The 24,230-nt window shown below is 63.3% G+C and carries 26 protein-coding genes; 5 read left to right on the top strand and 21 right to left on the bottom strand.

Annotated elements, in window-relative coordinates; genetic code table 11:
• Nucleotides 1–1,226: 1,226 nt before the first annotated feature.
• The 3 genes from ACIRVF_RS11370 (at nucleotide 1,227) to ACIRVF_RS11360 (ending at nucleotide 2,658) form a co-directional block, all read left to right on the top strand.
• A complete protein-coding gene (locus tag ACIRVF_RS11370) occupies nucleotides 1,227–1,376 on the top strand; it encodes a hypothetical protein (RefSeq protein ID WP_402816067.1) in 150 nt (49 codons plus the stop codon).
• A gap of 97 nt (nucleotides 1,377–1,473) precedes the next feature.
• Entirely contained in the window at nucleotides 1,474–2,340 is an 867-nt protein-coding gene (locus ACIRVF_RS11365; RefSeq protein ID WP_402816066.1) for an aKG-HExxH-type peptide beta-hydroxylase, read from the top strand.
• Between the two features lie 63 nt (nucleotides 2,341–2,403).
• Nucleotides 2,404–2,658 (top strand): hypothetical protein, encoded by a 255-nt coding sequence (locus tag ACIRVF_RS11360; RefSeq protein WP_402816065.1) that lies wholly within the window; start codon nucleotides 2,404–2,406, stop codon nucleotides 2,656–2,658.
• A 1-nt stretch (nucleotide 2,659) separates the two neighbouring features.
• On the opposite strand, the gene ACIRVF_RS11355 is transcribed toward ACIRVF_RS11360, so the two are convergent.
• The 12 genes from ACIRVF_RS11355 to ACIRVF_RS11300 all read right to left on the bottom strand — a co-directional run bounded on the left by ACIRVF_RS11355 (nucleotide 2,660) and on the right by ACIRVF_RS11300 (nucleotide 15,693).
• Nucleotides 2,660–3,331: a pentapeptide repeat-containing protein gene (locus ACIRVF_RS11355; protein WP_402816064.1), complete on the bottom strand. Its 672-nt coding sequence runs from the start codon at nucleotides 3,329–3,331 to the stop codon at nucleotides 2,660–2,662.
• Between the two features lie 180 nt (nucleotides 3,332–3,511).
• Complete coding sequence (locus tag ACIRVF_RS11350; RefSeq protein WP_402816063.1) at nucleotides 3,512–3,736, bottom strand: hypothetical protein; 225 nt, start codon at nucleotides 3,734–3,736, stop codon at nucleotides 3,512–3,514.
• Between the two features lie 54 nt (nucleotides 3,737–3,790).
• On the bottom strand, nucleotides 3,791–5,104 hold the full coding sequence (locus ACIRVF_RS11345) for a peptidoglycan-binding protein (RefSeq protein ID WP_402816062.1): 1,314 nt from the start codon (nucleotides 5,102–5,104) through the stop codon (nucleotides 3,791–3,793).
• A 61-nt stretch (nucleotides 5,105–5,165) separates the two neighbouring features.
• A complete protein-coding gene (locus tag ACIRVF_RS11340; RefSeq protein WP_402816061.1) occupies nucleotides 5,166–5,426 on the bottom strand; it encodes a hypothetical protein in 261 nt (86 codons plus the stop codon).
• A gap of 9 nt (nucleotides 5,427–5,435) precedes the next feature.
• Nucleotides 5,436–6,014, bottom strand: a complete 579-nt coding sequence (locus ACIRVF_RS11335; protein WP_402816060.1) for a hypothetical protein — start codon at nucleotides 6,012–6,014, stop codon at nucleotides 5,436–5,438.
• Nucleotides 6,015–6,425 (bottom strand): hypothetical protein, encoded by a 411-nt coding sequence (locus ACIRVF_RS11330; protein WP_402816058.1) that lies wholly within the window; start codon nucleotides 6,423–6,425, stop codon nucleotides 6,015–6,017.
• Between the two features lie 412 nt (nucleotides 6,426–6,837).
• Entirely contained in the window at nucleotides 6,838–7,602 is a 765-nt protein-coding gene (locus ACIRVF_RS11325) for a hypothetical protein (protein WP_402816057.1), read from the bottom strand.
• Between the two features lie 12 nt (nucleotides 7,603–7,614).
• The gene (locus ACIRVF_RS11320; RefSeq protein WP_402816056.1) at nucleotides 7,615–8,670 is read right to left on the bottom strand and encodes a hypothetical protein; all 1,056 of its coding nucleotides are present in this window, start codon (nucleotides 8,668–8,670) and stop codon (nucleotides 7,615–7,617) included.
• Nucleotides 8,670–9,899 carry a siphovirus ReqiPepy6 Gp37-like family protein gene (locus ACIRVF_RS11315; protein ID WP_402816055.1) on the bottom strand — a complete coding sequence of 410 codons (1,230 nt, stop codon included), beginning with the start codon at nucleotides 9,897–9,899 and terminating at the stop codon, nucleotides 8,670–8,672. The genes ACIRVF_RS11320 and ACIRVF_RS11315 overlap by 1 nt, the downstream gene beginning before the upstream one ends.
• 5 nt (nucleotides 9,900–9,904) lie before the next feature.
• The gene (locus ACIRVF_RS11310; RefSeq protein WP_402816054.1) at nucleotides 9,905–10,903 is read right to left on the bottom strand and encodes a phage tail domain-containing protein; all 999 of its coding nucleotides are present in this window, start codon (nucleotides 10,901–10,903) and stop codon (nucleotides 9,905–9,907) included.
• A gap of 15 nt (nucleotides 10,904–10,918) precedes the next feature.
• Nucleotides 10,919–15,448, bottom strand: a complete 4,530-nt coding sequence (locus ACIRVF_RS11305; protein ID WP_402816053.1) for a transglycosylase SLT domain-containing protein — start codon at nucleotides 15,446–15,448, stop codon at nucleotides 10,919–10,921.
• Between the two features lie 8 nt (nucleotides 15,449–15,456).
• Nucleotides 15,457–15,693 (bottom strand): hypothetical protein, encoded by a 237-nt coding sequence (locus tag ACIRVF_RS11300; RefSeq protein ID WP_402816052.1) that lies wholly within the window; start codon nucleotides 15,691–15,693, stop codon nucleotides 15,457–15,459.
• Nucleotides 15,694–15,747: 54 nt separating this feature from the next.
• Between ACIRVF_RS11300 and ACIRVF_RS11295 the strand changes: the two genes are divergently transcribed.
• Nucleotides 15,748–15,888, top strand: coding sequence for a hypothetical protein (locus ACIRVF_RS11295; RefSeq protein WP_402816051.1), 141 nt, complete (start codon nucleotides 15,748–15,750; stop codon nucleotides 15,886–15,888).
• Here ACIRVF_RS11295 and ACIRVF_RS11290 read toward each other — a convergent pair.
• Together ACIRVF_RS11290 and ACIRVF_RS11285 are read right to left on the bottom strand one after the other, a co-directional pair.
• Nucleotides 15,867–16,148, bottom strand: a complete 282-nt coding sequence (locus ACIRVF_RS11290; protein WP_402816050.1) for a hypothetical protein — start codon at nucleotides 16,146–16,148, stop codon at nucleotides 15,867–15,869. The two genes, ACIRVF_RS11295 and ACIRVF_RS11290, sit on opposite strands and share 22 nt — an antisense overlap.
• Before the next feature lie 73 nt (nucleotides 16,149–16,221).
• Nucleotides 16,222–17,142 (bottom strand): hypothetical protein, encoded by a 921-nt coding sequence (locus tag ACIRVF_RS11285; RefSeq protein ID WP_402816049.1) that lies wholly within the window; start codon nucleotides 17,140–17,142, stop codon nucleotides 16,222–16,224.
• A gap of 149 nt (nucleotides 17,143–17,291) precedes the next feature.
• Between ACIRVF_RS11285 and ACIRVF_RS11280 the strand changes: the two genes are divergently transcribed.
• Complete coding sequence (locus ACIRVF_RS11280; protein ID WP_402816048.1) at nucleotides 17,292–18,053, top strand: toll/interleukin-1 receptor domain-containing protein; 762 nt, start codon at nucleotides 17,292–17,294, stop codon at nucleotides 18,051–18,053.
• On the opposite strand, the gene ACIRVF_RS11275 is transcribed toward ACIRVF_RS11280, so the two are convergent.
• The 7 genes from ACIRVF_RS11275 to ACIRVF_RS11245 form a co-directional block, all read right to left on the bottom strand.
• A complete protein-coding gene (locus ACIRVF_RS11275) occupies nucleotides 18,019–18,411 on the bottom strand; it encodes a hypothetical protein (RefSeq protein WP_402816046.1) in 393 nt (130 codons plus the stop codon). The genes ACIRVF_RS11280 and ACIRVF_RS11275 overlap by 35 nt on opposite strands.
• Nucleotides 18,408–18,755, bottom strand: a complete 348-nt coding sequence (locus tag ACIRVF_RS11270) for a hypothetical protein (protein WP_402816045.1) — start codon at nucleotides 18,753–18,755, stop codon at nucleotides 18,408–18,410. Before ACIRVF_RS11270 ends, ACIRVF_RS11275 begins: the two co-directional genes overlap by 4 nt.
• Nucleotides 18,752–19,078: a hypothetical protein gene (locus ACIRVF_RS11265; protein WP_402816044.1), complete on the bottom strand. Its 327-nt coding sequence runs from the start codon at nucleotides 19,076–19,078 to the stop codon at nucleotides 18,752–18,754. Before ACIRVF_RS11265 ends, ACIRVF_RS11270 begins: the two co-directional genes overlap by 4 nt.
• A gap of 383 nt (nucleotides 19,079–19,461) precedes the next feature.
• On the bottom strand, nucleotides 19,462–20,538 hold the full coding sequence (locus tag ACIRVF_RS11260) for a hypothetical protein (RefSeq protein ID WP_402816043.1): 1,077 nt from the start codon (nucleotides 20,536–20,538) through the stop codon (nucleotides 19,462–19,464).
• 20 nt (nucleotides 20,539–20,558) lie between these two features.
• Nucleotides 20,559–21,119 (bottom strand): hypothetical protein, encoded by a 561-nt coding sequence (locus ACIRVF_RS11255; RefSeq protein WP_402816042.1) that lies wholly within the window; start codon nucleotides 21,117–21,119, stop codon nucleotides 20,559–20,561.
• A gap of 75 nt (nucleotides 21,120–21,194) precedes the next feature.
• Complete coding sequence (locus tag ACIRVF_RS11250; RefSeq protein WP_402816040.1) at nucleotides 21,195–22,601, bottom strand: phage portal protein; 1,407 nt, start codon at nucleotides 22,599–22,601, stop codon at nucleotides 21,195–21,197.
• Nucleotides 22,602–22,643: 42 nt separating this feature from the next.
• Nucleotides 22,644–24,221 carry a hypothetical protein gene (locus ACIRVF_RS11245; RefSeq protein ID WP_402816039.1) on the bottom strand — a complete coding sequence of 526 codons (1,578 nt, stop codon included), beginning with the start codon at nucleotides 24,219–24,221 and terminating at the stop codon, nucleotides 22,644–22,646.
• Between the last annotated feature and the right edge of the window lie 9 nt (nucleotides 24,222–24,230).

Here is a 24,230-nt window from a genome sequence, read left to right as displayed (position 1 = left end):
CCCGGTGCTGCGGCACAGTGGAGTGGACTGGTGCTCGACCCTTCGGCCAGCGGGCCGCCGACGACTCGTGGTGGTCCTGCCTCGGCTGCGGTGACTTCGGGTACGTCGAAGACGGCAAGAAACTTGTGGTCGGGCGGTTCGACTCCGGCACCCAGGCCGGGAAAGTACTGGCGAGGCTGCGGTGATCGGCATCCAGACGGCATTCAACCATCCGGGCACAGTCCCGGAGGTGCCTGTTTCCCACCTGTGGAAGCTTGGCCGGTGTGTGCCGTGTGACCGCCCCACCTTGGTGGGGCCTGGCTTCTACTTCCAGCGGCAAGACGGGGAGTTGGTGGCGGTACCGGTCTGCGTTGACCACCTCGCTGCCCTTGAGCGTTACGTCCACAGGGTGGCCATGCGCGCGGAGCTGCCACCCCGACGGGAGGACTGGTCGTGAGTCTTTCGGGCCCCAAGAATGTCCTGAATGCTCCGCCTGAGGAGCTTCGTTGCACGCCTGAGGAGTTGGCCGCGCTTCGGCGCCGTATGGGCCTGCGAGCCCAGTTGGACCGTCGTCGCCTGCGTCAGTCGTGCCGGGGACGTCCCTGGGAAGTACACGGCCCGGGTGGTTGGTGGGAGGGCGCCGAGCCGGACCCGCCGACCTGACAAGCTTCCACCGCCGCAGTGCCGGTGTTCATCACCTGCGGCGGTGGGTTTCAACTCCTGCCACCTGTCCCACTCCCCGGGTGAGCAGGGGCCGGCGAGCAGCCCCGCCGGATCGCTTCGGAGCGTCGTTGCAGGACCCCGGAGCACACGCGCCACCTCCCGCCGGGCTCATCCTCCCTCTGTGGGGGGTGGCGCGATCAGACCACCAGTTAGAGGGACCTGACCTCTCTTGCTGGGATCCCCGCCCCGGTGACGCGTCTTGTGGTCCGCGGACGACCGGGGCGGGCATGAAACTCCCGGCCTCTGGGGAGGCCGGGCGCGTGCCGTCGACTGTGGAATTGGGTCGTGCCTCCCTGCGGTCGACGGCACGCATCAGACCACCCTTTCCTCACGGGAAGGGGCGAACCCCGATCCGCCTGTGAAGATCGGGGAGGGGAGCACAACCCCCGTCCCAGTGGCGTGAATTGTGGACCACGGACGACTGGGACGGGGCCCCAAGCCTCAACCTCTTGGGTCACTGACCCTCACAAGTTCCTCCCCGTCGGGGAGGTTGCACCACCACGTCAAACCGAAGGGAGATCGCAATGCCCGCGATCATCACCACCGAGGAGCCCGAGGTGACCGAGGACGCCACGTCGTCCCTCGACGTCGCCGCCGTCGACACCATCCAGGGCAACGTCCGGGCGTTCTTCGGCCAGGACAACACCTCGATGATGGGTGGCTGGACCAGCTGACGGCCGGTCTGAGCGCCTGAAGTAGGCCAGGTGCCCGGCCCCACTGGGATTGGGGCCGGGCACCTGGTGTTCCCAGCATCTCAGCCAAGGAGCGTCCATGCGATTCCTCAACATCCACCACGCCCGTGAGACGATCGGGCGACTCGTGAGCGCGGTCAACAAGCAGCCGCCGCCGACCGCTGCGGACCTCCCGGTCGCGTACCGGAAGGTCGTCTCCGCCTTCCGCCCCCTGCCCGTCGAGGGGGAGGGCATCGCGGTCCACTTCAAGGACAGCGAGTGGGGTACGTACCTGATCGAGAACCGAGTCTTCGAGAACGTTTTCGAGGGCCTGGAGGACACTCCCACCGACCTGCGGGACAAGTGGACCCGGGACTTCTCCATCGCGCAGCTGCACACGCGAGACACCGCCCCGGACCTGGGCGCTCTGGTGGACCTGGTGGTGACCGACGTCGTCTTCTTCAGTTCGACCAACAAGGGCGGCGGGACGGGCAGCATCCTGCCCGGCCTTGTCAGCATGAGCCCCGGTGACGACTGGCGGCCCCACGACTTCGCCGAGTCCCTGGTCCACGAGACGGTGCACCTGAACGTGTTCCTGGAGCACATGGTGTACGGCATGTACACCCTGCCGGCCAAGGAGCTGGAGGCCGACGAGCACCGGGTCGTCTCGGCCGTGAAGTTCGGCCAGCTGAGGCCGCTGGACAAGGCCTTCCACTCCGCGGTCGTCGCCCCGCCCCTCATGTGGATGCAACACCTGAGGGGCGAGACGGAGTTGGTGGACAAGTTCCGCCACTCGATCCGCGAGTGCACGGACGGCCTGCTCGGCAAGCTCGACCTGTTCACCCCGTACGGTCAGGGGATGGTCCGGGAGCTGGCCGCCTTCGCGGAGACTCTGGACTTCGACCTCGTCGAACGGTCCATCTCGGGCCAGGAGTTCGCACACTACGAGCTGCCTGCCGCCGCCTAGCTGGCCAAGGGCCTCGCCCAACACCCCGGGCGAGGCCCACTGCTTGCACCTCACGGAGTACGTGTGTCTGATGTACCGGTGCCACGCGAAGTACGCGTGGAAGTCGTTCGCGCCGAAGGCTACGAGCTGGAGATCGAGGGCGCTCTCTCCTTCCCGTTCGTAACCGAGGAGGACATGAGCCGGCACCCTGAGGAGGTCATCGCAGAGGAGGTTCGTCGGGAGCTGTTCATTCCCGACTACGTACCACTCGTAGTGCTCGTGACGGAAGACGATGGAGAGCTGCGGCGGATTGAATTTCCGGCAACCCCGCGGCCTTAACTCAGGCCTCGAATACGATGCCAGCCTCCCTGGCGAGGCTCAGAGCCAGCTCCATCCCTCCTGGGCCTCGTACAGTGGCGCCCTTGAGGTGGGAGGCCCCGCCAAGATCGATCAGCGTGCAGCCGTCGAAGCTGACACCGGGCTGGATGACGACGTTGGCGAACTGGGCCCCGGTGAGATCGCACTTCTCGAATCGGACATTGCGAAGCTCAGCAAACTGGAAGTCCGCCTGACTGAGGTTGCAATCCGTGAACACCACCGTGTTCAGCTTGGCGTAGCGGAAGAGGGTGCTATCTGCTCGGGTGCCCTCGAAGAGGACGTCACGGAAGCTTCCGTTGCTCCACGAGGACCCGGTGAGCCGGCACCCGGTGACCGTGCTTCGGAGGATCGACACGTCTTGCGTTCGAACTGTGGCGAAGTCGCACGTGTCGAAGGTGACGTGAGCGAGAACCGACCGAACCAGGTGTGTCCCAGTAAATCGGACATTCTCGAAAGAAGACTGTTCCACCTCGATGGCCTCGCCCTGGCGGCCGACGAGGCTCAAGCCCTCGTAGCGACGGCCCTTGATCGTGGCGTCGTCCTCGAAGTCGTCATCAGGCAGCTGCGCGGGCCGTAGGCCGATCTGGAAGCGCGGGGCCTGGGGGTTCTTTTGCCGAGGCATCGCCTGAGTCATAGAGGCACCTCACAGCATGTTGTAGGGGTGGAGAGGACGAACGCTAGCAGCCAAATCCCGTAACCAGAAACGCAGTTGAAACTACAGGCATGCCGGAGGCCTGTAGTTCTTCAGAGTGCCGGAAAGCAGAAAATGCCCCCTCCCCGAAACGGGGAGGGGGCGCATCTTTGCGTTTGTGGATCAGTGAGTCTGGTCGGCCTCCAGCTTGGTCAGCTCGACCTGAAGCCGGGCAGCCTCGTCCAGTGGAGAGGTCTCGTGCAGGGCCGCCGTGGTCTTGCTGTCCTCGTGCCGCTGGGCCAGTTCACCGGCGCCGAGCAGGGCCGCGGCGGCAGCAACCAGGGCCTCCCACGGGATCGCCGGGTACCAGGCGGTGAGGAGCGGGATCAGGGCCGCGACGGCGGCCACGATCCGAACAGCGTGAGTCGAGACGAATGAATTCATGTGTCCCCCTTGGGTTAATTACTTCATCAGGAGAGCCCACGTGAGTGGGCCCGGGTAGCCATCGGCAGCAGTTCCACGCCACCCCTGAGCGCGCTGGAAGGCCTGCACCGCGCGCCTGTCGGCCTCGCTCCAGTGAGGGCCAGGGCCTACGGCGTAGAACCGGCCGTAGCCGTGCTTGACCAGCTGCTTCCCCAGCAGGGTCACGGACTCGTTCACCGCACCCGCGTGGAACTTGGAGGCACCTGGGAAGGCGGGAGTTGGGGCGGTGGGCTTCGTCGAGCTGGCGGCCGGAATGTCACGGCCCTGGTGGTTGACCAGTAGAGCCCACGTCTGTGGGCCAGGGACGCCGTCCGCGGAGATGCCTCGCCACCCCTGTGCCTCCTGGAAGGCCTGGACCGCCTGACGGTCGGCCTCGGTCCAGCGAGGGCCTGGACCCTGCCGGTAGAAGCGGCCCGCGCCGCGCTGGACCAGGAGTTCGCCGAGCTTCGTCACGCTGGCGTTGTTCGCACCTGGACCGAACTGGTCTGCGCCAGGGAAAGCGCCGGAGTTCGAGGCCGGCGGGGAAACCGGCGGCGGGGTCGGACCGGTTTCCGGGTCCTGGCCGCCGTCCGGGGTGGCTGGCAGGGTGATCGTGTCCCCGGGTTGAATCTGGTCCGGGTGGTCCTGGACGCTCGGGTTGAGCGACAGCAGAGCAGCCACGCTGATGCCGGCCGCCGCAGCGATGGCGGTGATGGTCTGACCCGCTCGCACGGTCAGGGTGCGGGTGGTCGAGGTCGAGCCCGAGTTTCCGGCCGGGCCGGACGCGGTGGCCGCGAAGACGAAACCGGCTCGACCCTTAAGGTCGGGGTCCGCGGTGACGATGCCAGCCTCGAAGGCCGGCAGGCCGTAGCCGTAGACGTAGGCGTCCCGGCGGCGCCGTTCCCGCTTCATGACCTTGTTGCCGTTGGCGTCGTTGGTCATCGAGGTGTTGCCCTCGTACGTGTAGATGTTGCTCTCGTCGTAGGCATAGACGATGCCGGTGTGAGTGCCACCCCCTGGGCCGTACAGAACCTGGGCGCCCACTGCGGGATAGGCGCTCCAGCGGCCCCGGGACTGCCACCAGTCGACGGCGTTCGAGCAGGACGCGGTACGGGGGTAGAGGCTGGCGACACCGGCCTTCATGGCAACCCAGCTGACCCAAGTTGCGCACCACGGCTGGTAGTTACTCCACTCCAGACCGGGCACCTGCCCGCTGTACTTCTGGTGGCCGCTGGGCCTCTCGCCGGGCGCTCGTTCGGCCTGATAGCCGACCTCGGCAGATGCGACTCGGAAAACGTCGGATACCTGACTCAAACTGCCTCCAGGGCATGTAAAAGGGGCCAGCCGTACGGCCAGCCCCTCGGGGGTGAATGAATTAGAGCCCGGAGCGTATCCGGGAGGGATCGAGAGTGGTGATCAGCTCGACCAGGCGGCGGTTCTCCGCCTCGATGCGCGTTAGCCGGTCCTTGATTTCATTCATGTCATCTTGGAGACGGTCCGCCCTGGTCTTCTGAGCCTCGGCCTCGCCTCGCCAGACCTCAGCGGTTTTTATCTGCCAGGCGGCCCGGACAATAACGAAGGCGGCAACAACCGAGGCCGCGGTTCCCGCAAACCCGAAAATTTCAGTGGGGTCCATTGGCCTCCTTTAGCCAGAAACCTTTTCAGCGGTCAGATTCCAGGCGTTTCGCTCGTCACTGGGCCCGCCGTCAGATCGGAATCCTTGCCACCAGGAGACCATGTAGGCCGTGAATGCGTCGCCGGTGTTGAGGGTCGCCGCAAAGGTGAAGGAGGTGGACTGAGCATCCCCGTTGGTGGGCGGGTAAATAAATGCGCCGGTAGTCGCGCCTGGACTGGTGGCGATCCACGCATGGGCCTTGCATGTGGAGCCGCCAGTGCTCCACCCGCCGTAGCTCATGGTGAAGCGATATGTACCGGCTTCCGGGACCTTGATGGTTCCGCCGTCAGTCGTTGCCCAGGTGCCAACGCGCGCAAGCGGCTGGGAGGTGTTCCAATAAATGACGGTCGAACCGTTTGCTCCGAGGACCACCGAATTCTGAAGGGCGACGGAAAGAACCGGATTCGCCTTCAGCTTGTTGATCGATGCCTCGTGGTCATTAGCCACTGAGTAGAGAGCGTTATGGACGTCGTAAATCTGGCCGTTCATGTCGGCCGGGGCAACAACCTGGCGACTGGTCCAAGACTTCAGCGTGGGAAGAGTAATCAATCAGAGCTCCAGGATAGTAGTAGTGCCGAGTTCGGAACCGACAGGGTCGCCGAGAATCCAGGTGGGCTTTCCGTCCGACTTTCCTGGAACCGAGATGAGAACAACTGCTGCGGAAGGGACGGTGGTGTCGAGCTGCACGCTGCCGGGCGAACCGCCGGCACCCGGGGTGTCAGCAACCATGAGACTGACCTGATTCGCCCCGAAGGTGCCGAGTTGCTGGTCCCGACCAGCGACGCCGGAAGGCCAAGAGAGGCCTGTGAGAGTGCTGGAAACGGTCACGGCTGCGTACACGTTTCGGTAGCTCGTGGAGGGCATCAGGGGCAGCGAGTTGGTGTTGGAGTACTCGCGGATGCCGACCACGGGGGTAAGTCCGATGTTGGAGACGTCCCCGTTTCGGTACACCAGGTTCATTACGGCAGCGTTGTGGGCGGGGCCTACGTCCCAGATCACCGAGCTACCCCGGGACGGCTCCCAGGGCCATACGGCCACGGCCACCAAAAGCCCGCTGGTGAGCGTGTATTGGGTCGGGATGGCCCCCGCAGGGGTGAGTAAACGGGGCGCTGGCGCAGGGCCAGAGCTGACGCAGATCGAGACCACGAAATCATTCGTACGTACGACTGGGAGGGCCACCTCGGCGAGGGCCTGGTCCACGAACATGGCCCGAGTGCTGGCCGCGTAGGCCGGAAACTCCCGGGGCACCGGGGCCGCGCTCATCCATGCGGCTCCGTCCCAGTAGAGGGGAGGCCGCGGGCTCCACTTGGTCCCGTCCCAGACCTGTGGCGTCTTGTCGACCCAGGTCGACCCGTTCCAGACGCGGAGTTGGTTAGCCATACTGCACCCACACATCCCCGGCCTTCGGGCTCGAAGGGGCGTTGGGTCCGCTGAAGAGGCGGGCAGACCCGACGTTCGCCGCCGTGATTGATCCGGCAGAGATCACCGAGCCGTCACCCTGAACTCGGAACAGACTCGCGGTAGTTGCTGTGGTGGCCTTCGAGTTGGTCACGTTGATGACAGGCTGGGACGAGCTGTAGGCCGGTGCCCCGATGCAGAGTGCGGCGCGCACACCGATCGTGTCGAGGAGCAAGGTGCCCGAGTTCTGCACGCGGGTGTAGTCCGTGCCGTCCGCCGTCTTGAGCTTCCAGGCGGAGCCCGTGGTGTCAGCAGTGGCCGGCACAATCCAACGCGCCCAGTCCGTACCGGCAGGCACGTTCAGATCCGACCCAGCCAGCGGCAGGAAGTTGGCAAGCCGCTCGTTGGTGTAAGCCCTGTCTTGGTGGGGGTCGGGGGCCGCCTGGTGCTGGACCAGGCGCTCGCCGGCAGTCACCGACACAAGGCCGATCCGCCCGGCCCCGAAGTCCACCCAAAGGCGTTCGGCTGCATTCGCCGGGCCGTAGAAGCTCGGGATCATGCCTCGAACGTCGGCTACGAGCTGGATGATCGGGGCGCCGTTGGTGTCGGTCAGGTCCGTCACCTGCCGGGCGCCCTCGCTCGGGCCGTCCCAGACGGTTCCGACAGCACCCGGGATGCGGGCGCCGGAAACGCTCTCCGCTACGTCAGCGGCCGTACCACCGAAGAGATTTCGTGCCAAGAGGGTTCCTCCTTACTGAGTGAAAACGTCTGATTCGACGGTGCCGGACAGATGCAGGGTCGAGTGCGCTGGAATCCCCTGAAGCACCACGAGGGAGTCACCCGCTGGTGTGACCAGGTTTACGGTGCTGGTCCCGTTGCCTTCCCAGGTGATGCCCTTGACGGACGACAGCCATGGCTTACCGCCGTTTCCCCCGGGGTTATCGAGGTAGCCCTCAAATATTTGGGCCGTACGTCCATTGGCCGGGTTTGGCAGAGATGCCTGCATGTACCAGCCGGTAGTCACGATATCGGCGGAAGTTGGATTCCTGAGCCGCATGTTGAAGCGGTAGACATTGGGCGCGATCCAGCGCCACCAGCACACGCGGTCTACCTCCGCGGGCTGAGTGTTCACGCCCCAAAGGCTCGGAGTGTACGGCCTGGCCTTACCGAGATGGCGAGTCACCATGTAGCCGTCACGGCCAGCAAAAGCCTCGTAAGGGGAGTCCCCGCCGTCCTGGTCGAGGTCATAGATGAAAGTGCCCTGAGGTACGAAATCGGCCGTGGAACGGGTATTCCATGGCGTCGCTACCGGCCTGGGCATGTCGAAGGAAGCACGGGAGTAGACCGAGAGAGCACCGTTCGCGGCCGGCACGTCGACTTCGAGGAGCACCATTTCCCAGACACCGCCCGGCGACCGCTGAGGCCGCGGAGCGATGGGGGAAATGCTGGGTTGGCCCTTTACCGCCACGATGTTGACCGAGCCCTTCACGACGTCCGCCCGGATCACCACCGTGTCCTTGCGGGCCCGATCGGTGGGGTTGGGGTCGATGTCGACATTCAGGGGCGCGGTGTTCTGGTAGTAAAAGCCCCCGACCCATGCGTTACCGGCCTCGATAGAGATCGTGCGGCCGTTGATCACACGCCAAGCAAAGGGGAGCGCTCCCGGGTCCAGGGTCGAGTTGGTGAGCTGGTAATCGACTCGATCTCCGCCCCACAGGTGGGCCATCTGTTGCCACTGGACCTGAGAAACCATCTCCGTTCCGCCGGAGGCGTTAGCCTGAGAAAAGGGATAGCTGATTTCTGCCATTACATCCTCGCTTCGAGCTTCCTCAGCTTCTCTCGAAGCTCAGAAACGGTCTTGTAGAGATTCAACGGATCGCCTGTTCCCTGTTCGCCGATCTTGGGACGGATGGTCAACGACTTCCCGGCGTCCTCAACGGTGATGTTGACCTCGCGAACGATGTCCGTGTATTCGACCCCATCGATTGCGACGGTCACCAGGTCACCAACGAAGTAATCCCGACCGAACCGAATCTGTTCCGTGTCGATCGGATAGAGCTGGAAGTTTCCGTTGCGTTCGCCCTGCTGGAGGGCTGACGCTGCGGCATCCAGAACGGCCTTCTTGGCGTTCTCAAACTCGGCATCCGTGGTATCGGGCTTCGACTTCACCGGCCGCCCTGTTGCCGGGTCAGTCCTCAGGGGAAGGTCTCGCCTGTCGACAAAAGCTTCGATCTGAAGGCCCCATTCGGCCTCAGCATCCGTATCGATCTGCTGGTACAGATACCGCTCGTCGCCCTCGCCCTGACAGCCCACGATGACGCGGGTAACGCGCGGTGCGGTGAGAGTCCAAACGTATTCGCGCAGGTTCCCCAACTCGGGGCTGAAGCGGACGTCTCGGGAACGATCGCGGGGCTTGAAGATGCGAAGCTCGATCTTCTTCAGGTCCGGGTTGTAGATGAACCGGTAGCCAAAGTCCTTGCCCTCAGTCCACCTCTCGAAGGTGGCCCCAAGGACATCGAATCGGAAGCTGTCGTTGACCTGTGACCCAAGGTCAGCCGGTGCCGAGAGAGCCAGGCCGGGAACTCGACGGTCGGGAAGAGCTGAGGTGCCTAGGGAGTGCTCCAGCTCCCACCAGAGGGCCTGACTGGCGGAGCCGGAGGCCTGGCGGGTCGGACGGGCGGTGTACTGCTGGGATACGGGCACCGCGGGCTCAGGGAAGGCCAAGCGGCTGTAAGCCAGCTTGTTGTCACACTTCCCGCCCACGTAGAGACTGCCGGGCCCTGTGTGTTGCTCAACAGTCCAGTACTCCTGAAAGAACTCGATCTGGCCCGTCAACACCGGCTCTGTGACGCCGTCTTGGTAGATGGCCACCCCGCCGCCCTTCTCCAGAAGGGCGGCCTGGTCGGTACCCGACTTCACGAGGAGCTGCCAAGAACCCTGCTGGCAGAACCTCACGATGAAGTCGAGCTTGATCCAAGTGTCAATGACACCAACGCGGTTGAGTGATCTGTCTCGCACCTCGATGCGGTAACCCATAGGCGTCAGTAGCTTTCGTAACGAGGGCGGAAGGACAAGCGGAGAGAGGCGGCGGAGCTGCCTGCCGTGAGGTCGACGGAGACGGCCGACTTTCCGGCCGGTATTGGCCAGAGCGACGGTGACGCATCCACCCGAGTCCAGTAGTTGGCGCCCTGGTCGTCCCTGAGCGTCTTCACCCCGGGCCGGGTATCCACGATGAGAGTGCGGCCCGCCGGCACGGCGTCAGGACTGCCAGTGATGCCCGCTGCGATCCCGAAGGCCCTGCCGTCCGGTGCGGTCATCTTGAATCCGCGGACGGGCCCCTTGAGTTCCCAGATGGGCCAGGCCTCGACGTCGCCCGGATTGATGATCGGGATGTCCTTGCTGGACAGAATCCCCTTGCTCAGGCTGAGAGGGAACAGTGCCTTCCCCGTCTTGAGAAAGGGCTTCCCTCCGCCAAACTGCCACTCGGCGACCTGGAGGTCATTACCGTAGAACCAAGGGTCGAAGGCCGTGAACTGGAGGCCGTACTTCATAAACCGGAATCCAGCGTTGTCCACGCCTTCATCCCCCTCCATGCCGCCCTTGTAATAGGCATATAGAGTGCGGGTGAGAGAATCAGCCTCGGTGAACTTGAGGACACAGAACCCGTTCTTCGGATTGAGCGCCGAGATCAGCCGCCGCTTGAGATCCTTCAGGGTGCGGCGGTCAACCCCGTGCAGGTACACCGGAATCATGACCTGCCGGGCTGCCACTCGCGACCCTCGGTAGATCGAGCCGTCCAAGTTGGGGCTATCATCGGAATGCAGCTCGACCGGCGGCATATCCAGTCCGGTCGCACCGGCCTGAATCAGGATGACGGGCCATTCTCGGGTGGCAAAGGCGGTCAGGGGGATTTCCTCCCCCTGACCGTTCGAGCCCGTGATCGTCACGTGAGTGTGGCCCCATGCCACCGGCTGAGGCGGCAGTGGCAGCGGTGCCGGCTGCTGGTCGAGGACCAGCGGCTTAATCGCCGGAATTGGCATGGGGCCTCCAAATGACTACATGGCTGACATAACCTCCGCATACTGGAGGGCGCGAAGGACAGCCTGTGTGGTGTCCTCGCTCTTGGCCTCGTGAATGTGAATCTCGTAGGCCTTGCCCTGGAGCATTCGCCGGGTATCCCCGGAATCGTGCACCCGCTCACCCCCACGGAAATTCACCAGCTCCGGCCCGTGCTCGCCGACGAGGCGAAGACCCGGAGACGCGCTGAACGTCCCGGACCAGTACCCCTGATTGCCGGAGAGAGCGTTCGGCCAGTTCGCCCCGTATCGGTGCATGGCGTAGTTCAGACCCGCGTAGATGCTGGCTAGACCATTGAGACGACCGAGATACTTGTACGGGCCGGCGTAGGCATCAAACGTGGCCTGGATCGTCTGCATGAGGCCCGCGCTCGGGCCGATATTCGGATTGAGCGCGTTGCTATCCCAGAGGTTCACGGCGTTTGGGTCTCCGCCGGATTCGACCTGGATTCGGTGCAGCACCAGATCCGTGTAGTCCTGGGAAAGGCCCAGCTCAGACAGAACCCGCTGCACCGTTGGACGCCAGCGGGTGACCTGGTCCCCGGTCGGATCGAGTTTGCCACCCATCATGTCGTGGAAATCCAGATCAGTGATGGAGAGGGTCGCATCGACCTTCGAGCCGGAGTCGAAGTCGAGAAGTCCGTCCAGGTTGGGTAGGGCTTCCGTGGCGGTACTCAGGACATCCTCTAGAACTGACCAGGCATAATCGCCCGGTGCGTCGTAGATATCCTTAACTGCCTGAACCATATCCGTAAGCTGGTCGACCTCTGCCGAGGCCATGTCCCAGATCCCGTTGATACCCTCCTTCACCGTCCCTATTGGGTCAGTGACGAGATCCTTGGCCGTTCCGGCGATTGACTTCAGGGACTCCCAGAGGCCACCGCCCAGATTGGAAATCACCTGCTTCAGGGTGTTCGTCGAGAAGGTATCGCCAAGGAATTTCTTCCCGCGCTGCAGGATGTTTCCGTCGCCCTTCCAGACGTCATCCCAAAAATACTCGCCAAGCACTGGAGAGATAGAGCCGCCGAGAATACCGGCGACCTGACCGAGGCCGGTCGGAACTCGCCGAAGCATGCTCCACGAGTCCGTGGTCACGAAGTTGAACATGTTCCGGAAGCGCTCCGCGACACCGGACCCGACCCACTTAGCGGCGTTCGACCCGGCCCGCAGCATTCCGCCCTGAGTTTCGCCGCCGACATCGTCACTGGCCTTGGCGTAGGTCATGACGTTGGCCGCAGTACTCGCGTAGGGGAAGATGTTGCTGAGCTGAATTGCCTCTCGGATCTGGTCGAAGCCCAGCCGCCCAGCGATACCGCCACCCGCGTAGCGGGACAGCTGGCCCTTTCGGGCAGCCGCGTTCCACTGGTGAATCAGTGCCGGCCCGAGAGCCGCGGTGACCTCTGGGCGAAGAATCGCCTCACCGGGAGACAGCATTGCCGGAATTGAATCCACGCCGGGCGCATAGCCCGGCAGGACACCACCAGTCGCATACTTCTTCTTCGGGGGCTCCGGCTTCGATGGATTGGCCGATCCTGCGTGCCCGCCGGGCGCCTTCTTGGTGATGTTGTCGATCGAGGTGTCAAGGTTGTTGGCATGCGTGTGAGCCGTGCTCAGAGCACCACTCAGTTTCTCAACCTGCTCCTTGATGCTGCTTAGAGACCGGTTGTTCAGCAGCCCTATTCGTCCCGCGAGAGAACTCTCACCAGTACCCTGGCCAACCTTGCTGTAGGCACTCTCAGCGGCGTTGTGGACCTGATCGAATTCGTTCTTCAACCCCGACAGGGATCGCTGATTCAGGAGCCCGATCCGGCCAGCCAGGTTGAGCGACCCCGTGCCCTGGCCCACCTTGTCGTGGACCAGGTCAACCGAGCCATGCAACTGGGTGAACTCGGCCCGGAGGCTGGACAGCGAACGCTGATCGAGCAGGCCGATGCGGCCAGCAACCGAGAGGGCACCAGTACCCTGGCCGACCTTCTCGAAGACAGTGTTCGCCGCGGTATGGACCTGGACGAACTCGCCCCTCAGCTGGTTGAGGTTCTTCCCATCAAGCTGACTGACAGCCAGCGATGTACCCTCGACCTTCAACTTCAGGTCTGTGACGGCACCATGCGCGGAGTCGATGGTCACCTTGAGGGCGGTCAGCTTCTTGCCGTCGAGCTGGGTCACCTCCCGCTGGCCGTCCTTGACGGCGGCCACCAGGCGCTCCGTGTCCTGGCGAGTGTTGGTGAACTCCGCCCGCAACCCGGCCAGCGAAGCCCGGTCAAGGGGCTCGATTCCCTGGGTGCGTACCTGAGTTACCTCAGTGTGGGCGGCCTGAGCGGCGCCTTCGACGCTTCGGGCACCACCAGACAGCTCCTGGATGATGGACCGGAGGTTGGTGGAATTGACCTCCTGGAGGTCCCGGCGGAGCTCCGCCGTCCGGGCGTCCGCCTGGCGGATCTGAGCCTCAAGGGCCTGGATCTCACTGCGGACCCGGCGTTCGTCACCACTGTTGCCCCCGGACAGCTCCACTCGGCGGTTCCGGTAGCCCTGGAGGAACCCGTCACCCTCGCTTCGACTTTGCAGGCCGGCCCGGGTCTGTCGAACGACTCGGGAGGCTCCGCGGACGCCACGACCAGCGGCCATCACGGGTGTGGTCACCAGGCTGGTGGCCGTGCCGGCGAGCTTGCCAATCTTGCCCACGGTCTTGGCGAGGACGCCCAGGCCCAGAAGGATGGGGGCCAGGACCGTAGCGAATTCGGCAGCCTTGAGCATCATGTCCCGCAAACCGGGGTGCTCTTCGAGGAACGCAGCTGCCTTCTTAATCCATGCCGTGAATCGGGTCAGGGAGCCGATGAATTTCTCGACAACGGCCTTGAGAGTCGGAAAGACATCCTTTCCGATGTCCTGGACGTCATTGAGAAGGCCACCCTCAAACCGGGTCCCCTTCTCGTCCGTGACCTTGTGACCCATGATCTTCTGGCCAAGCCCGGTGTAGTTGTACGAGCCGTCTTCGCCCTCGCTGTAGAAAAGCTGGCCGAGCTTGAATTGGGCCGCTTCCTTCATGTTCTCGATGCGCCCGCTGACCGTTGCGCCACCCATGCGCTTGGCGGCGCCCTGGATGTTCGGATCGCCCTTCCAATGCTCCAGCAGCTTTTCAATGAGCTGTTCGCCCGAAAGACCGCCAGTGTCCTTGGCGTTCGCCATGAAATCCATGAGCTGGGCGGAAGCTTCATACGTGGTCGGCGGGTCCAGGACCGCCCCAGCGTCCTTGGCCTGCTTCTTCTTACCCTCAAGCTCGGCCGGGGTGAACGCGCGGTCGTGAAAGCCCACGAGCTTGGCGATCTGCTGGGCAGGAATGCCGGTGGCCCGCTCCAACTGCTTGAGATTTCGCAGAGGAGTACGGCCCATGTCCTGGATAACCTCCAGGGCATACATGCCCTGGCTCACCATATTCGGGTCGAGAACACCGCCGTAGGCCGCGCTGTCACCAATCATTTTGACCATGTCGACGGACTTCTGGGTGACTTCGCGAGACCCCTCCGCCTTTACCAGCGGATCGGAAGACTCGAACTTCTTGTTGTGAGCCGCATTGGCTCGTGCGTAACGAGTGCCGTAGGTCAGCATGTCGTTCACGCTGTACGGCGTCTCAATGCCGTATTGAGTCATCTGCTTGAGAAGCGAGTTGACGTCCCGCAGCTCAATGCCCATGCCCCTAAGGCCGGTCTGGGCAGAAATCATGGCGTCGGCCGACTTAAGACCGAAGGTCGTAGCAGCGCCGGCCGCCAGGCCGAGCGGGGCGATCAGGTTGTTCGTGATCAGGTGGCCGGTCTCAGTGAGGCTCGTCCCGATCTTCTCCGTACGCTCGAACGTCTTCGTCCAGGCGTTGCGGACACGGGTCATGACGGAGGTGTGGGAGGTCTCCATCTCGGACAACGTGGTCCGGGTCTCGGCAAGCCGCTGGCGGAGTCCGTCCCGCACGACGGCGTTCTGTGCGATCTCGTCTCGAATGGCCTGCTGTTGGGCCTGCTGACGGATCCGAGCGGTCTCAAGGATGGCGGCCTGGGCTGCACGCTCCCGCTGCTGCGTCAGTCGGCTCCGAGCCGTCGCAGCCTCGGTCTCCTGTGCGACAGCGGCTCGAAGAGCCCGCTGAGTAACCGTGCTGGTCTCCTCGGCCAAGGCCTGCTTCTGCGCTTCGAGCTGTCGGGCCTCCCGGAAGCGGCGAGCGGCCTCGGCCCCGAACTGCTTGGTGAGGTCCCGCTCGATCGCGGCCAGCGTCTCTGCGCTGTCCTTGCCCTCTGCCTCGACTGCGGCCTTTGCCTTCCGGGCCGCTGTGGCAGCGGCCTTGGGCAGGGCTTCGAACCCCTGGGTGGCGGCGGTGGACATCGCCTTGCCGGCCTCAGTGCCGGCCTTCTCCATCTGCTTGGCCAGCTCGGCCCTGAACTTCGCCAGCGACTCGTTGCTGAGGCTGGTGTTGATCTCGATGTAGCCACTGCCCACCTTGATGGGGCCGCGATTACTCGGTGCCATGCGGCCTCCTACAGGTTGCTCATGCGGGTGAAGAAGTCGGCCACCTCCGTCCCGGTAGCGAAGTCGGGCTCTGGTGCTGGGAGTTCAAGCGATTCCACGCCAGGCCGGGGGATCGGCTGGGGGATCGGCAGGTCAGCCGAGGAATCTGAATTGGCCTTCATGAAGAGGAAGTTGCTCAGCTCAAGGGCGTCGGAGACACGGGCGAGAAGATGGTCCGCGGTGCCCCACTGAGTGGTCTCGTCCATGGCCGCCAGGAGAGTTGATCGGCCCGGCTTGGACATCAGCGAGGAGATCAACACGTGCACACGGCGGAGCGACAGCCGCCCGCGCCAGAGGTCCAGGAGGTCAACGCCGAAGTGTTCCAAGAGATCGGCTTCAAGCTCGTCGGGGAACTCCTGGATGACCCCGACGACTTGGATCAGTTTCCCGAGCCGGCCTGAGCCTGGTTGACGCGGTCAGCGAGGGCCTGAAAGTCACGGATGGTGGGGCGGGTAGCGCGGTACGCGGCCCAGGTCTCCTCACCGACGATCAGACGAACTGCCTCAACCTCGGACTCGGCCTCCAGAATCTCAAGCGGCATGTCCAGAGGGGCAGGAACCGAGAAGGTGATACCGGCGTGCTCAAAGGTCGTCGGCTCGTCGGTGGCCTCCGCCTTCGCGGCAGCAGTCTTTGGGGCAGCGGTCTTCTTGGCAACGGCCATAGGGAACTCCAGCATCTAAAGGGAAGAAGGGGGCCGGGGACTATTGCCCTCCCCGGCAGGGGCCATCGGCTGGTTAGCCGGTAACGACGGTGCAGGCCTTCGAGGAGCCAACCTGGGTCTTGTCGGTCACGGTGTAGCAGTAATCCACACCCGCATGAGTGATCTTGAGCTCGGCAGTTGCCTGGCCCTTCGGAATGGTCACGTCGTAGTTGCCGTCAGCATTCAGCGTGGTCTGAAGCTGGAAGGCGGTGCCGGCAGCGTTGAGCAACTTCACGGTAGCCGGGCTGGTAACGCCGGTAACGGTCACACGGGCGGTCCACGAGGCATTTGCCGAGTCGTTGGACGCGTAACCCGGGACTGCAACCGTGGAAGCGAATGGAGCCGGTGGAGTGACACCACCGCCAGTGCCCTTCACGTTGTCATTAGTGAGGACGTAGCCCAGGGAGCCATTGGCGTCCAGGGCGCTAATCGTCAGCTCGTACTTCTGTGCCTCGGTCCGCTGAAGGGTGATCGCGCCACGGTCGGAAATCATGGCCCGCGGAATCACACAGCGGTACAGGGTGCCGGCCTGGGACCAGTCCACAGCCAGGGAGATTTCCTGGAGGTCCGGGGTCGAGGATAGGTCCAAGCGATAGGTGCCAGTCGCCTGGCCCTTGTCGTCCTTCACAGCCACCCATGGGGCGCCCCAGAAAAGCTCAGACGTGAGCTGGTTGGTCTCCAGAAGGGTCGCCTTGATCTGCATCGACGCAGACTTGACGTTGTAGAGAACCGGGGTGGCAGACTGCCACGCGTTAACCGGATCGGTCTCGATGCTCGGCGTAATCGTGACGCCGCCCTGGTCGACATAGCCGAAGGCCTTGTAACCGGCCGGGACGGCCTTACCGTCACCTACATCTACCGGAAGCTGAGTGCCGCCGGGAAGGCCGTTCGGGGCAGGGGCAACAAAAACGCCCCCGTTGGGGGCAAAGCGGATCTTCTGGGCGTCGTTAGCCATAGGCACTCCAAAGCAGGGGGAGGGGAACAACAAAGGCCGCGCTAGGCGAGGCTTGATGAAGAAGAAAGGGACTGCCATCCGCCTCAGGTGGCGGCCCGTTGGAATAAGAGAGAGACTGAGGGCAGAGAAGCGACCAAGGCAGGTCCGCTATGAAAGTCTTCATCTCGTGGTCGGGAAGGCGCAGTAAGGCTGCGGCAAAGGCTCTTCAGGAATTTCTGGGCGCTCTAGTGCAGCAGGTGGAGTTTTGGATGTCCGACCAGGACATTCGATCGGGCGTCAGGTGGTTCGAGCAGATTGGCACGCAGCTCGATAAGTCTGACTTCGGAGTCTTGTGCGTTACCGCCAGCAATCTGGAATCGAAATGGATGCTGTTCGAGGCTGGAGCCTTGGCGAAAAGCGTTAAAAAGGGAAGAGTGGTGCCACTCTGCATTGACCTGGAGCCTCATGAATTGACGGACCCCCTGTCTTCCTTTCAAGCGCGCAAACTTGAGCGGGAAGAATTGCATAGATTGGTGCGAGACATCTACGATCAGGCTGCCATAAAGATTAACGAAGGCAGGGTTGAGACACTCTTCAATGCGCTCTGGGATGATTTCTTCGAAGCGATTTCTAAGGCAAAAGCAATCGATGAGGCGGCAGCCGTGCATCCGCCTCGGAAGGTTGACGATATGGTCGGAGAAGTGCTAGACCGTGTCCGCGACCTCCAAAGGCTGGCCGAGTTGAGGAGGGGAACTATTGAGCCAGACGCGACCGCCTTCGAGGGAGCCCTCAAGACGTTGGATCCGAAACGTGAAATGCCGGATAGATGGAAACGCATGGCTGTCTCGGCATGGTTGGTATCCGCCCTCAGGATGTATGATGAGGATAGGCCGCTGTTTAATTACGATTGGTATAAGTCAAGAACAGAGTGACCTCGCCGCCATACATGTGCTCTCGACTCACGCTGTCCGGGTAGTACCGGGGACGGGAGATCTCGGCGACGTCGAGCACCAGGGCGCCGCCAGCCTCCCGGCCTGGCAGCTCCTCCAAGAGGGCCTGGCGGACCAGGAGCGCGAGGCGCTTAGCCTCTGCGCGGTCTTCGGCGTACACGTCGTACTCGACGTCCACTCGGTCCATGCGATCCCGGACCAGACGGAACCCGCCGGATTCATTCAGGTACACGGTCGCCTGGCCGGCCTCCCGGCCCACCAGGTCCCCGGTGACACAGCCACTCGGCAGACCAGGCAGTGAACTCAGGTACTCCCAGACAACCTTGACGGGATCTGTCACTCGATCCTCGCCTTCTCCAAGGCTGCCTTGAGGAAGAACCGCCCGGGGTGTCGGCGGCCCTTGCGGTCGCGCCAACCGAGTTCCTGAAGCATGGTGTGTCGAACATCCTTGTCGAACTCAATAACCACCTGGCCGTACCAACCGCTCTGGTAGAGGGTGACCATGGCCTCGATGTTCTTCTTGATCGAGTTCCAGTTACCTCGGGTCGCGCTCGCCCGCGGGGCCTCCTTGATGGCCAGGGCAGCAACGTCTGCCGTGTGGAGCTCGACAATCTCTCGGGCCTGGGGGAGAGACAGAACCTCGCGCTCCCATCCCTTATCCATGCGAAGGGTGAACCGGCTCATCGTCTGACTCTCACCGCCTTGATTACGACGTGGGACAGGACGCCGGCCCGCCAGTGGGCGGGCTCGTCCTCGATCTGGTAGGTGATCCCTCGGACCGTGATGCGGTCCGCGGAGTCAACATCAGCGGTCGGCGGGAGGTAGACGAGGAGCCGATCAACCGTGGTCTCTCGCTCCGGACTTCGGACCGTGTACGGCTTGCCCGGTTGGACCGAGGCGAGCCCCGACCACACCCGCTCTGCGTGCTCCCAGTCCCGCCGGTTGGTGTACGCGTCCGCCACCAGGGCGGCACGCGAGATTTCTACGGGCTCGGTGTACCGGGGCATGGTGGTACCTCCCGCGTGAGGTGGATAGAGGAGAGGCCTCGCCGGTAGCGGCGAAGGCCTCCCTTGGCAGCCTCGGACAGTCCGGACGTTGCGGCGGAGGCCGCGAACTGGACCTCCAGCTCGCCGGTGCGCTCGCTCACCACACCGGGTGTCACAGCAAGCCACCGGATTACCTCGGCGCAGGCCACAACCTTGAACGACGCCGGAGGGGCCGCATGGTCCCAACTGCCGTTACAGTAGTCGGAGATGAGTGCCGAGACGTCCTCAAGGAAAGCCTGAACTCGGGGCCTCTCGTCGTCGGAGACGGGCCGCCCAAGACGGGCGGCCACGTCATCAACGGATGCGTAGAGCACCAATACCCTCCCTTCCGTGAGGGAGGTCGATCACGGAGCGGTCGGCGCCTTGATCGCGCTGTTGTGGGCTCGGATCTCCGCCTCAACACCCTGAGCAATGAGAAGCTGCTCGGGCCGGCACACCTTCGCGTCGTAGATGACGCGGGACTTAACCGCACCAGTGAACTTCTTCTCAGGGTTGTAGGCGGCCATCTCGGCGAACGGCATCACAACCGAGACCGCGGAAGTTGAACCCATGAAGAGATCGACGGAACCGAACTTCTCATTCCCCTTCTTGATGACCGGGGAGTTCGGGCGGGTGTGGTTACCCAGCGCGTTAGCCACGATGACCGGCAGGCCCAGGATGGTGCCGATCTGACCCGAGGCGACGACGGAGCCGCCGCCACCGTGCTTCGAGGCGTCGATGAACTTCTCGTCCCGCAGCAGCAGCGAGCGCATGCGCGGGGAGACGTACAGCCAACGGTCCTGTGGGGCCGAGCGGGTGTCGAGGACTTCGAGCATCGAGACCACGTAGTCGTAGACCGACAGAACGTCAGTCGCGGCCTGATTCACGTCGGCCGCCTGGACCTTCGAGATGGGACCCAGCTCCAGAGCCGGCAGGCCGGAAACAGTCGCGTTCCGGTCCTCGGCGCCGTTCAGGTCCTTGCCGGAGAGGCCGGCCAGAAGGGTCAGGGCAACCAGCTCGTCAATGGAGCGAGCGGTAGCGCGGGCGCGCTGAGCGACCAGGTTGGACATCAGGTCGATGCCGCTCTGAGTCTGGAGCTGGTGAAGAGCGTCGATCTCCAGGTGGAAACTGGAGCCCTTGGCAACGGTCATCTTCATGTACTCAAGCTCAGCGTGGTCCGCGGCGCCGATCTCGCCGTACGCCTTGACGATGCCCTTGTCAGTGACAGTGCCGTCAACGAAGTGCGGGATGCGGACAACATCGCCGGACCGGCGGAATTCGCCCTCATAGTCCCGGTTCGTGAACGGGGACGCGGAGAGAATCAGATTCTCCTCGATGTCCTGGAGAAGCTGAGAAGTCCAGACCTCGGGAATGAACTGACCCGGAGTAGTCTGGAGCTGGCCGGCACCAGTGTTATTGCCGGTCTGAGAGTAAAGTGCCATGCGGTTACCTCACGGTCGAATCAGATTTCGCCTCGCATCAGGGCATCGAGCTGGCCTGCCTTACGGGCCGCATTGATTTCCTTGGGAGACATGCGGGAAAGGTCGTCACGGGTGAACTGGACAGGGCCAGAGCCGCCCTGACGACCGAGGCCAAGACCCTGTGCGAACTCGGGCTCAGAGACCGGCTTGGGAAGGGACGAGACGAAGTTCGAGACCAGCCCGGCGTTCACCGAACCGTCCTCACCGAGGAACTTGGAGAGGTTCAGGAACTCGGCGGCCGGAAGCTCAACACCAGCCTTTGCGGCCTGGGCGCGAAGCTCCGCGTCAGCAAGGCGAGTACCGACCTCGGCGAAGGCCGCGTTACGGGCCTCCGTACGGGCAGACTCAAGGGCCTTGTCCGCGTCGCTCATCTGCGACTGCCGAAGGGTCTCCAGCTCGCTGGAGGCGTCGTTCCAACGCTTCTCGTTGGTTCGGGAAAGGGCCTTCCACTTCTCGACCTGAGCCTGAAGCGACTCGATAGTCGGAACCTCCGGACCAGCGGCCGGCGGAGTTGTGCCCTCGGGGGTGTTCGTCTCAGTCATACGATCCATCCATTTCGGCGGCATCAAAAAAAGCCCCCATTGCGGGAGCCAGCGTGTTGAAAGGGATTGAAGGGATCAGCCCTTCACCGGGTTCACAGCCTTGCGGGCTGCGTTCCCTGAGTTGCCCTGTGGCGGCTTGTTGGCGGCCCTCTGGGCATCGAGTGCGGCACCGTCCTGCTGTGGAGGCTGAGGTGCCGGGTACTTCTTCGCCAGTTCCATTGCGGTCTTGGCATCGTCTTCCCGCATCGACTTGAAGCGGGCGATCTGCTGCGGGGTGTAACCCGCATCGGAAAGAAGCTGGTCGGTCGGAACACCGATCATCTTCAGCTTGAGAAGAGCGTCCATGTGCTGAGCCTCGGTGCGGTTCTCGGGGTCACGCCAGATGACTTCAGCGCTCCACGCTTCCGCCCTCTTGTCTTTGAGTACCTTGAAGCACAGACGCATTACGCGTTCCCATGCCTCGCCGAAGTGCAGCATTCGCTCTCGTGTCTTGGCAATCAGGCCCGCTTCGGCGGCGGTAATCGACTCGCCGGAAGGGACGACACCACCATTCAAAAAGTAGTGGAACGGGATGCGGCTCGTACTCGCCATGTGCTGTACGAGCATGTCCGCGAGCTTCACGTAATTCCCGAGGTCGGCAGCCTCGAACTGGCCGAACGTCACGTTCGGGTCCTCCGCCTGGAGGAGCTTGTCCACTGCCACCTTGAACGGCTCGACGGGGTTACCGTCCTGGTCCTCTACGATCTCCAGGCCCGTGACGTAGCGCTGTGGCCAGGCCGCAAACTCGGACGCCAGCAAGGCGTCAGACACGATCTTGTTCACCGCATCCTGAAGCGGGATGACCGTTGCAAGGTCGGAGACCGGAGATGTGGTGAGGCGGCTCCGGTTGTTCAGCGGAATGACCGGGACCTCGCCAAGCGGGTTGCGCTCGCTGCGAGTTGCAGTCGCATCGTTCCAACCGAAGGTGCCGGCCGCGAAGGTGTAGACCCGGTTCGCAAACCAGAGCGTTGCCCAGTCACGACCCCAGTCGTCTATGTAGAACTTGGCCGCGGCCTCGATCTCCCTGCGGGAGCCGGGCTTGTACTGCACGACGATGTGTTCGGCAGACTCCATCGTGATGGTGGGCTGGCCGTCCTGGTCGGCCCAGACGACCGCGTACGCAGAGCCCTGCACCATGGCATCGAGGTGGCCGGCGTTCGACTCGGCGTCCATGAAGTTGCGTTGCCAGATGTCGCGGGCGTCCTTGTCCGCGTCGGGCTCGTCCGTCATCCGGAAGCCGTCCACGGCAATGCGCTCGTTGACCGAATCCACGATCAGGCCGCAGAAGTTGTCACGCCACTTCTCGAAGACGTGACCGAATTCGCTCACGTGACGTGCCTGAGCAAAGGCTAGCTTCTGGTGATCTCCGTCGTAGTAGCGCGAATAGACCCTCACCTGTGCCCGCTGCTTCAGCAGCTTGGCATGAAGGTAGTCGAGCCACATCCGAGGATTCGTCGGCACGGGGCCGACAACAAGTCCATCCATTTACCAGCCCACCACTCTAGAGCGTCGTCGTGTAAGCCGCCCATCTGCAATCGCATCCGCCCTCGCCTCGAAAGCGAGGATGGCACACACGGCCAGGTCGATTTTCTTCTTGGAACGCGGGCTGTCCTTGGTAATCAGGAATCCCTGTGGAACCTCGCGTGTAACCGCGTTGAGGACGTGCCGGGAGAGGTCTTCGTTCCCGTCGTGGCGGAGATCCTTGACCATGGAGGCCGTACGGAACCGCTCAATGGCCTGGACCATCCGCGTGGGCTTATTGGTCCAGTATTCGAAGACGTAGTCAGTACCTCGGCCGTCGTTGTGTTCCAAGGCCCACCGGCCGATGTTCTCCTGCCAGTACGGCGGGTCCGCGTACATCCACTCAACCCGATAGGTGGAGAAGGCACGAGCAACAGCGGCTTCTACCGCCAGGACATCAACTTCCCAGTCAGGCTGACGGGGGTCGCGCGGGTTCTCCCACAAGCCAAGGACGAAGAGCTTGCCGTCTCGAAGCCGACAGCCGACAAGGCCTGTCGCATCGCCGCGGATCGAACCGTCGAAGCCCACTGCGATCTGATCGCCAGGCTTGATCGGATCGTCGTCGTCCTGGCAGGCCTCCCACTCCGCCTTGCTCATCCACCCGTCGGAGGACTCCGCAATGGTGTTGAAGAAGAAGCGGAGGTAGGTACTGTCCGGCGTCGTACGGTCGTGGAGGATCGTTCGAGTCAGGCCGGGAATGTCGGCCCAGGTGGCGTCACCGTACGCCTGGACCAGGGCGGCCTTGACCTTCTCCTCGTCCCGAAGCTCACCGGCCTCAATGTCGCCCTCGATGCAGTCGTAGAGCCAGTAGCCCTGACGGACCATGTCTGACTCGTGAATCTGCTGGGCGACGCTATCTTCGTTCGGATTGTACGCATTTGTGGTGGAGACCCACCGAGAACCCGCGGATGTCGTCTTCTCGATGTTTCGCTTAAGAGTCTGGAAGAAATCCGGACCCCCGTTTGACCCCACCCAGTGATGGCATTCGTCCATCAGGCAGAAGGTCGGCCGGTTACCTTCATTCGTTCGGCCGGCAGTCGCCTTCGGTCGGATCGTCCCCGGCTTGCCAGACTTGAACTGGATGACTGCCTTGCCGATGTCGAGATTGAATTCCTTCTCGGCAGGAGACTCCGAGAGCATTCCACGGATCATCTCCATGGTCTGATCGGTCTGGTCAAGCGCAGTGGCGCCGATCTGCACCGTTGGCAGCGGCACCCGCTTGGCTACCGGAAGCCCGAAGGCATCCCAGTGGGAGAATCGACAAGGGCCGATGAATTCCACGATGGCAAGGGCCGCCAGGAGCGGGGTCTTACCCCAGCCCTTGGCTCGCCTCAGGGTTCCGGCGCTGTAGCGCCAAGTTCCATCCGGGTTGATGGCATAGAACCAGAGGACAAAGCGAAGCTGTTCCGGGGTGAACTGCCAAGGCTCACCAGCTCGTTCACCATCAGGCTGGACGATGTACCTCTGGCACCAGCGGATGACCTGGTAACCAAGCGTTTCACTCGGGGAGGGAACCCCTGCGGGCAGGTTGCCTGTCTGCAAGGGCAGTCA

The organism is Kitasatospora sp. NPDC101157 (genome assembly GCF_044768255.1).
Classification (GTDB): Bacteria; Actinomycetota; Actinomycetes; order Streptomycetales; family Streptomycetaceae; genus Kitasatospora.
This window is presented reverse-complemented; position numbering and strand designations above follow the sequence as displayed.

Bases quoted from the DNA above. Each gene is read 5' to 3' on its own strand.
- ACIRVF_RS11355 (WP_402816064.1), bottom strand. From the start codon at position 3,331: ATGACTCAGGCGATGCCTCGGCAAAAGAACCCCCAGGCCCCGCGCTTC.
- ACIRVF_RS11320 (WP_402816056.1), bottom strand. From the start codon at position 8,670: ATGGCAGAAATCAGCTATCCCTTTTCTCAGGCTAACGCCTCCGGCGGA.
- ACIRVF_RS11290 (WP_402816050.1), bottom strand. From the start codon at position 16,148: ATGGCCGTTGCCAAGAAGACCGCTGCCCCAAAGACTGCTGCCGCGAAG.
- ACIRVF_RS11270 (WP_402816045.1), bottom strand. From the start codon at position 18,755: ATGAGCCGGTTCACCCTTCGCATGGATAAGGGATGGGAGCGCGAGGTT.
- ACIRVF_RS11315 (WP_402816055.1), bottom strand. From the start codon at position 9,899: ATGGGTTACCGCATCGAGGTGCGAGACAGATCACTCAACCGCGTTGGT.
- ACIRVF_RS11330 (WP_402816058.1), bottom strand. From the start codon at position 6,425: ATGAACCTGGTGTACCGAAACGGGGACGTCTCCAACATCGGACTTACC.
- ACIRVF_RS11265 (WP_402816044.1), bottom strand. From the start codon at position 19,078: ATGCCCCGGTACACCGAGCCCGTAGAAATCTCGCGTGCCGCCCTGGTG.
- ACIRVF_RS11305 (WP_402816053.1), bottom strand. From the start codon at position 15,448: ATGGCACCGAGTAATCGCGGCCCCATCAAGGTGGGCAGTGGCTACATC.
- ACIRVF_RS11250 (WP_402816040.1), bottom strand. From the start codon at position 22,601: ATGTGGCTCGACTACCTTCATGCCAAGCTGCTGAAGCAGCGGGCACAG.
- ACIRVF_RS11310 (WP_402816054.1), bottom strand. From the start codon at position 10,903: ATGCCAATTCCGGCGATTAAGCCGCTGGTCCTCGACCAGCAGCCGGCA.
- ACIRVF_RS11280 (WP_402816048.1), top strand. From the start codon at position 17,292: ATGAAAGTCTTCATCTCGTGGTCGGGAAGGCGCAGTAAGGCTGCGGCA.
- ACIRVF_RS11260 (WP_402816043.1), bottom strand. From the start codon at position 20,538: ATGGCACTTTACTCTCAGACCGGCAATAACACTGGTGCCGGCCAGCTC.
- ACIRVF_RS11340 (WP_402816061.1), bottom strand. From the start codon at position 5,426: ATGGACCCCACTGAAATTTTCGGGTTTGCGGGAACCGCGGCCTCGGTT.
- ACIRVF_RS11255 (WP_402816042.1), bottom strand. From the start codon at position 21,119: ATGACTGAGACGAACACCCCCGAGGGCACAACTCCGCCGGCCGCTGGT.
- ACIRVF_RS11370 (WP_402816067.1), top strand. From the start codon at position 1,227: ATGCCCGCGATCATCACCACCGAGGAGCCCGAGGTGACCGAGGACGCC.
- ACIRVF_RS11365 (WP_402816066.1), top strand. From the start codon at position 1,474: ATGCGATTCCTCAACATCCACCACGCCCGTGAGACGATCGGGCGACTC.
- ACIRVF_RS11300 (WP_402816052.1), bottom strand. From the start codon at position 15,693: ATGGACGAGACCACTCAGTGGGGCACCGCGGACCATCTTCTCGCCCGT.
- ACIRVF_RS11285 (WP_402816049.1), bottom strand. From the start codon at position 17,142: ATGGCTAACGACGCCCAGAAGATCCGCTTTGCCCCCAACGGGGGCGTT.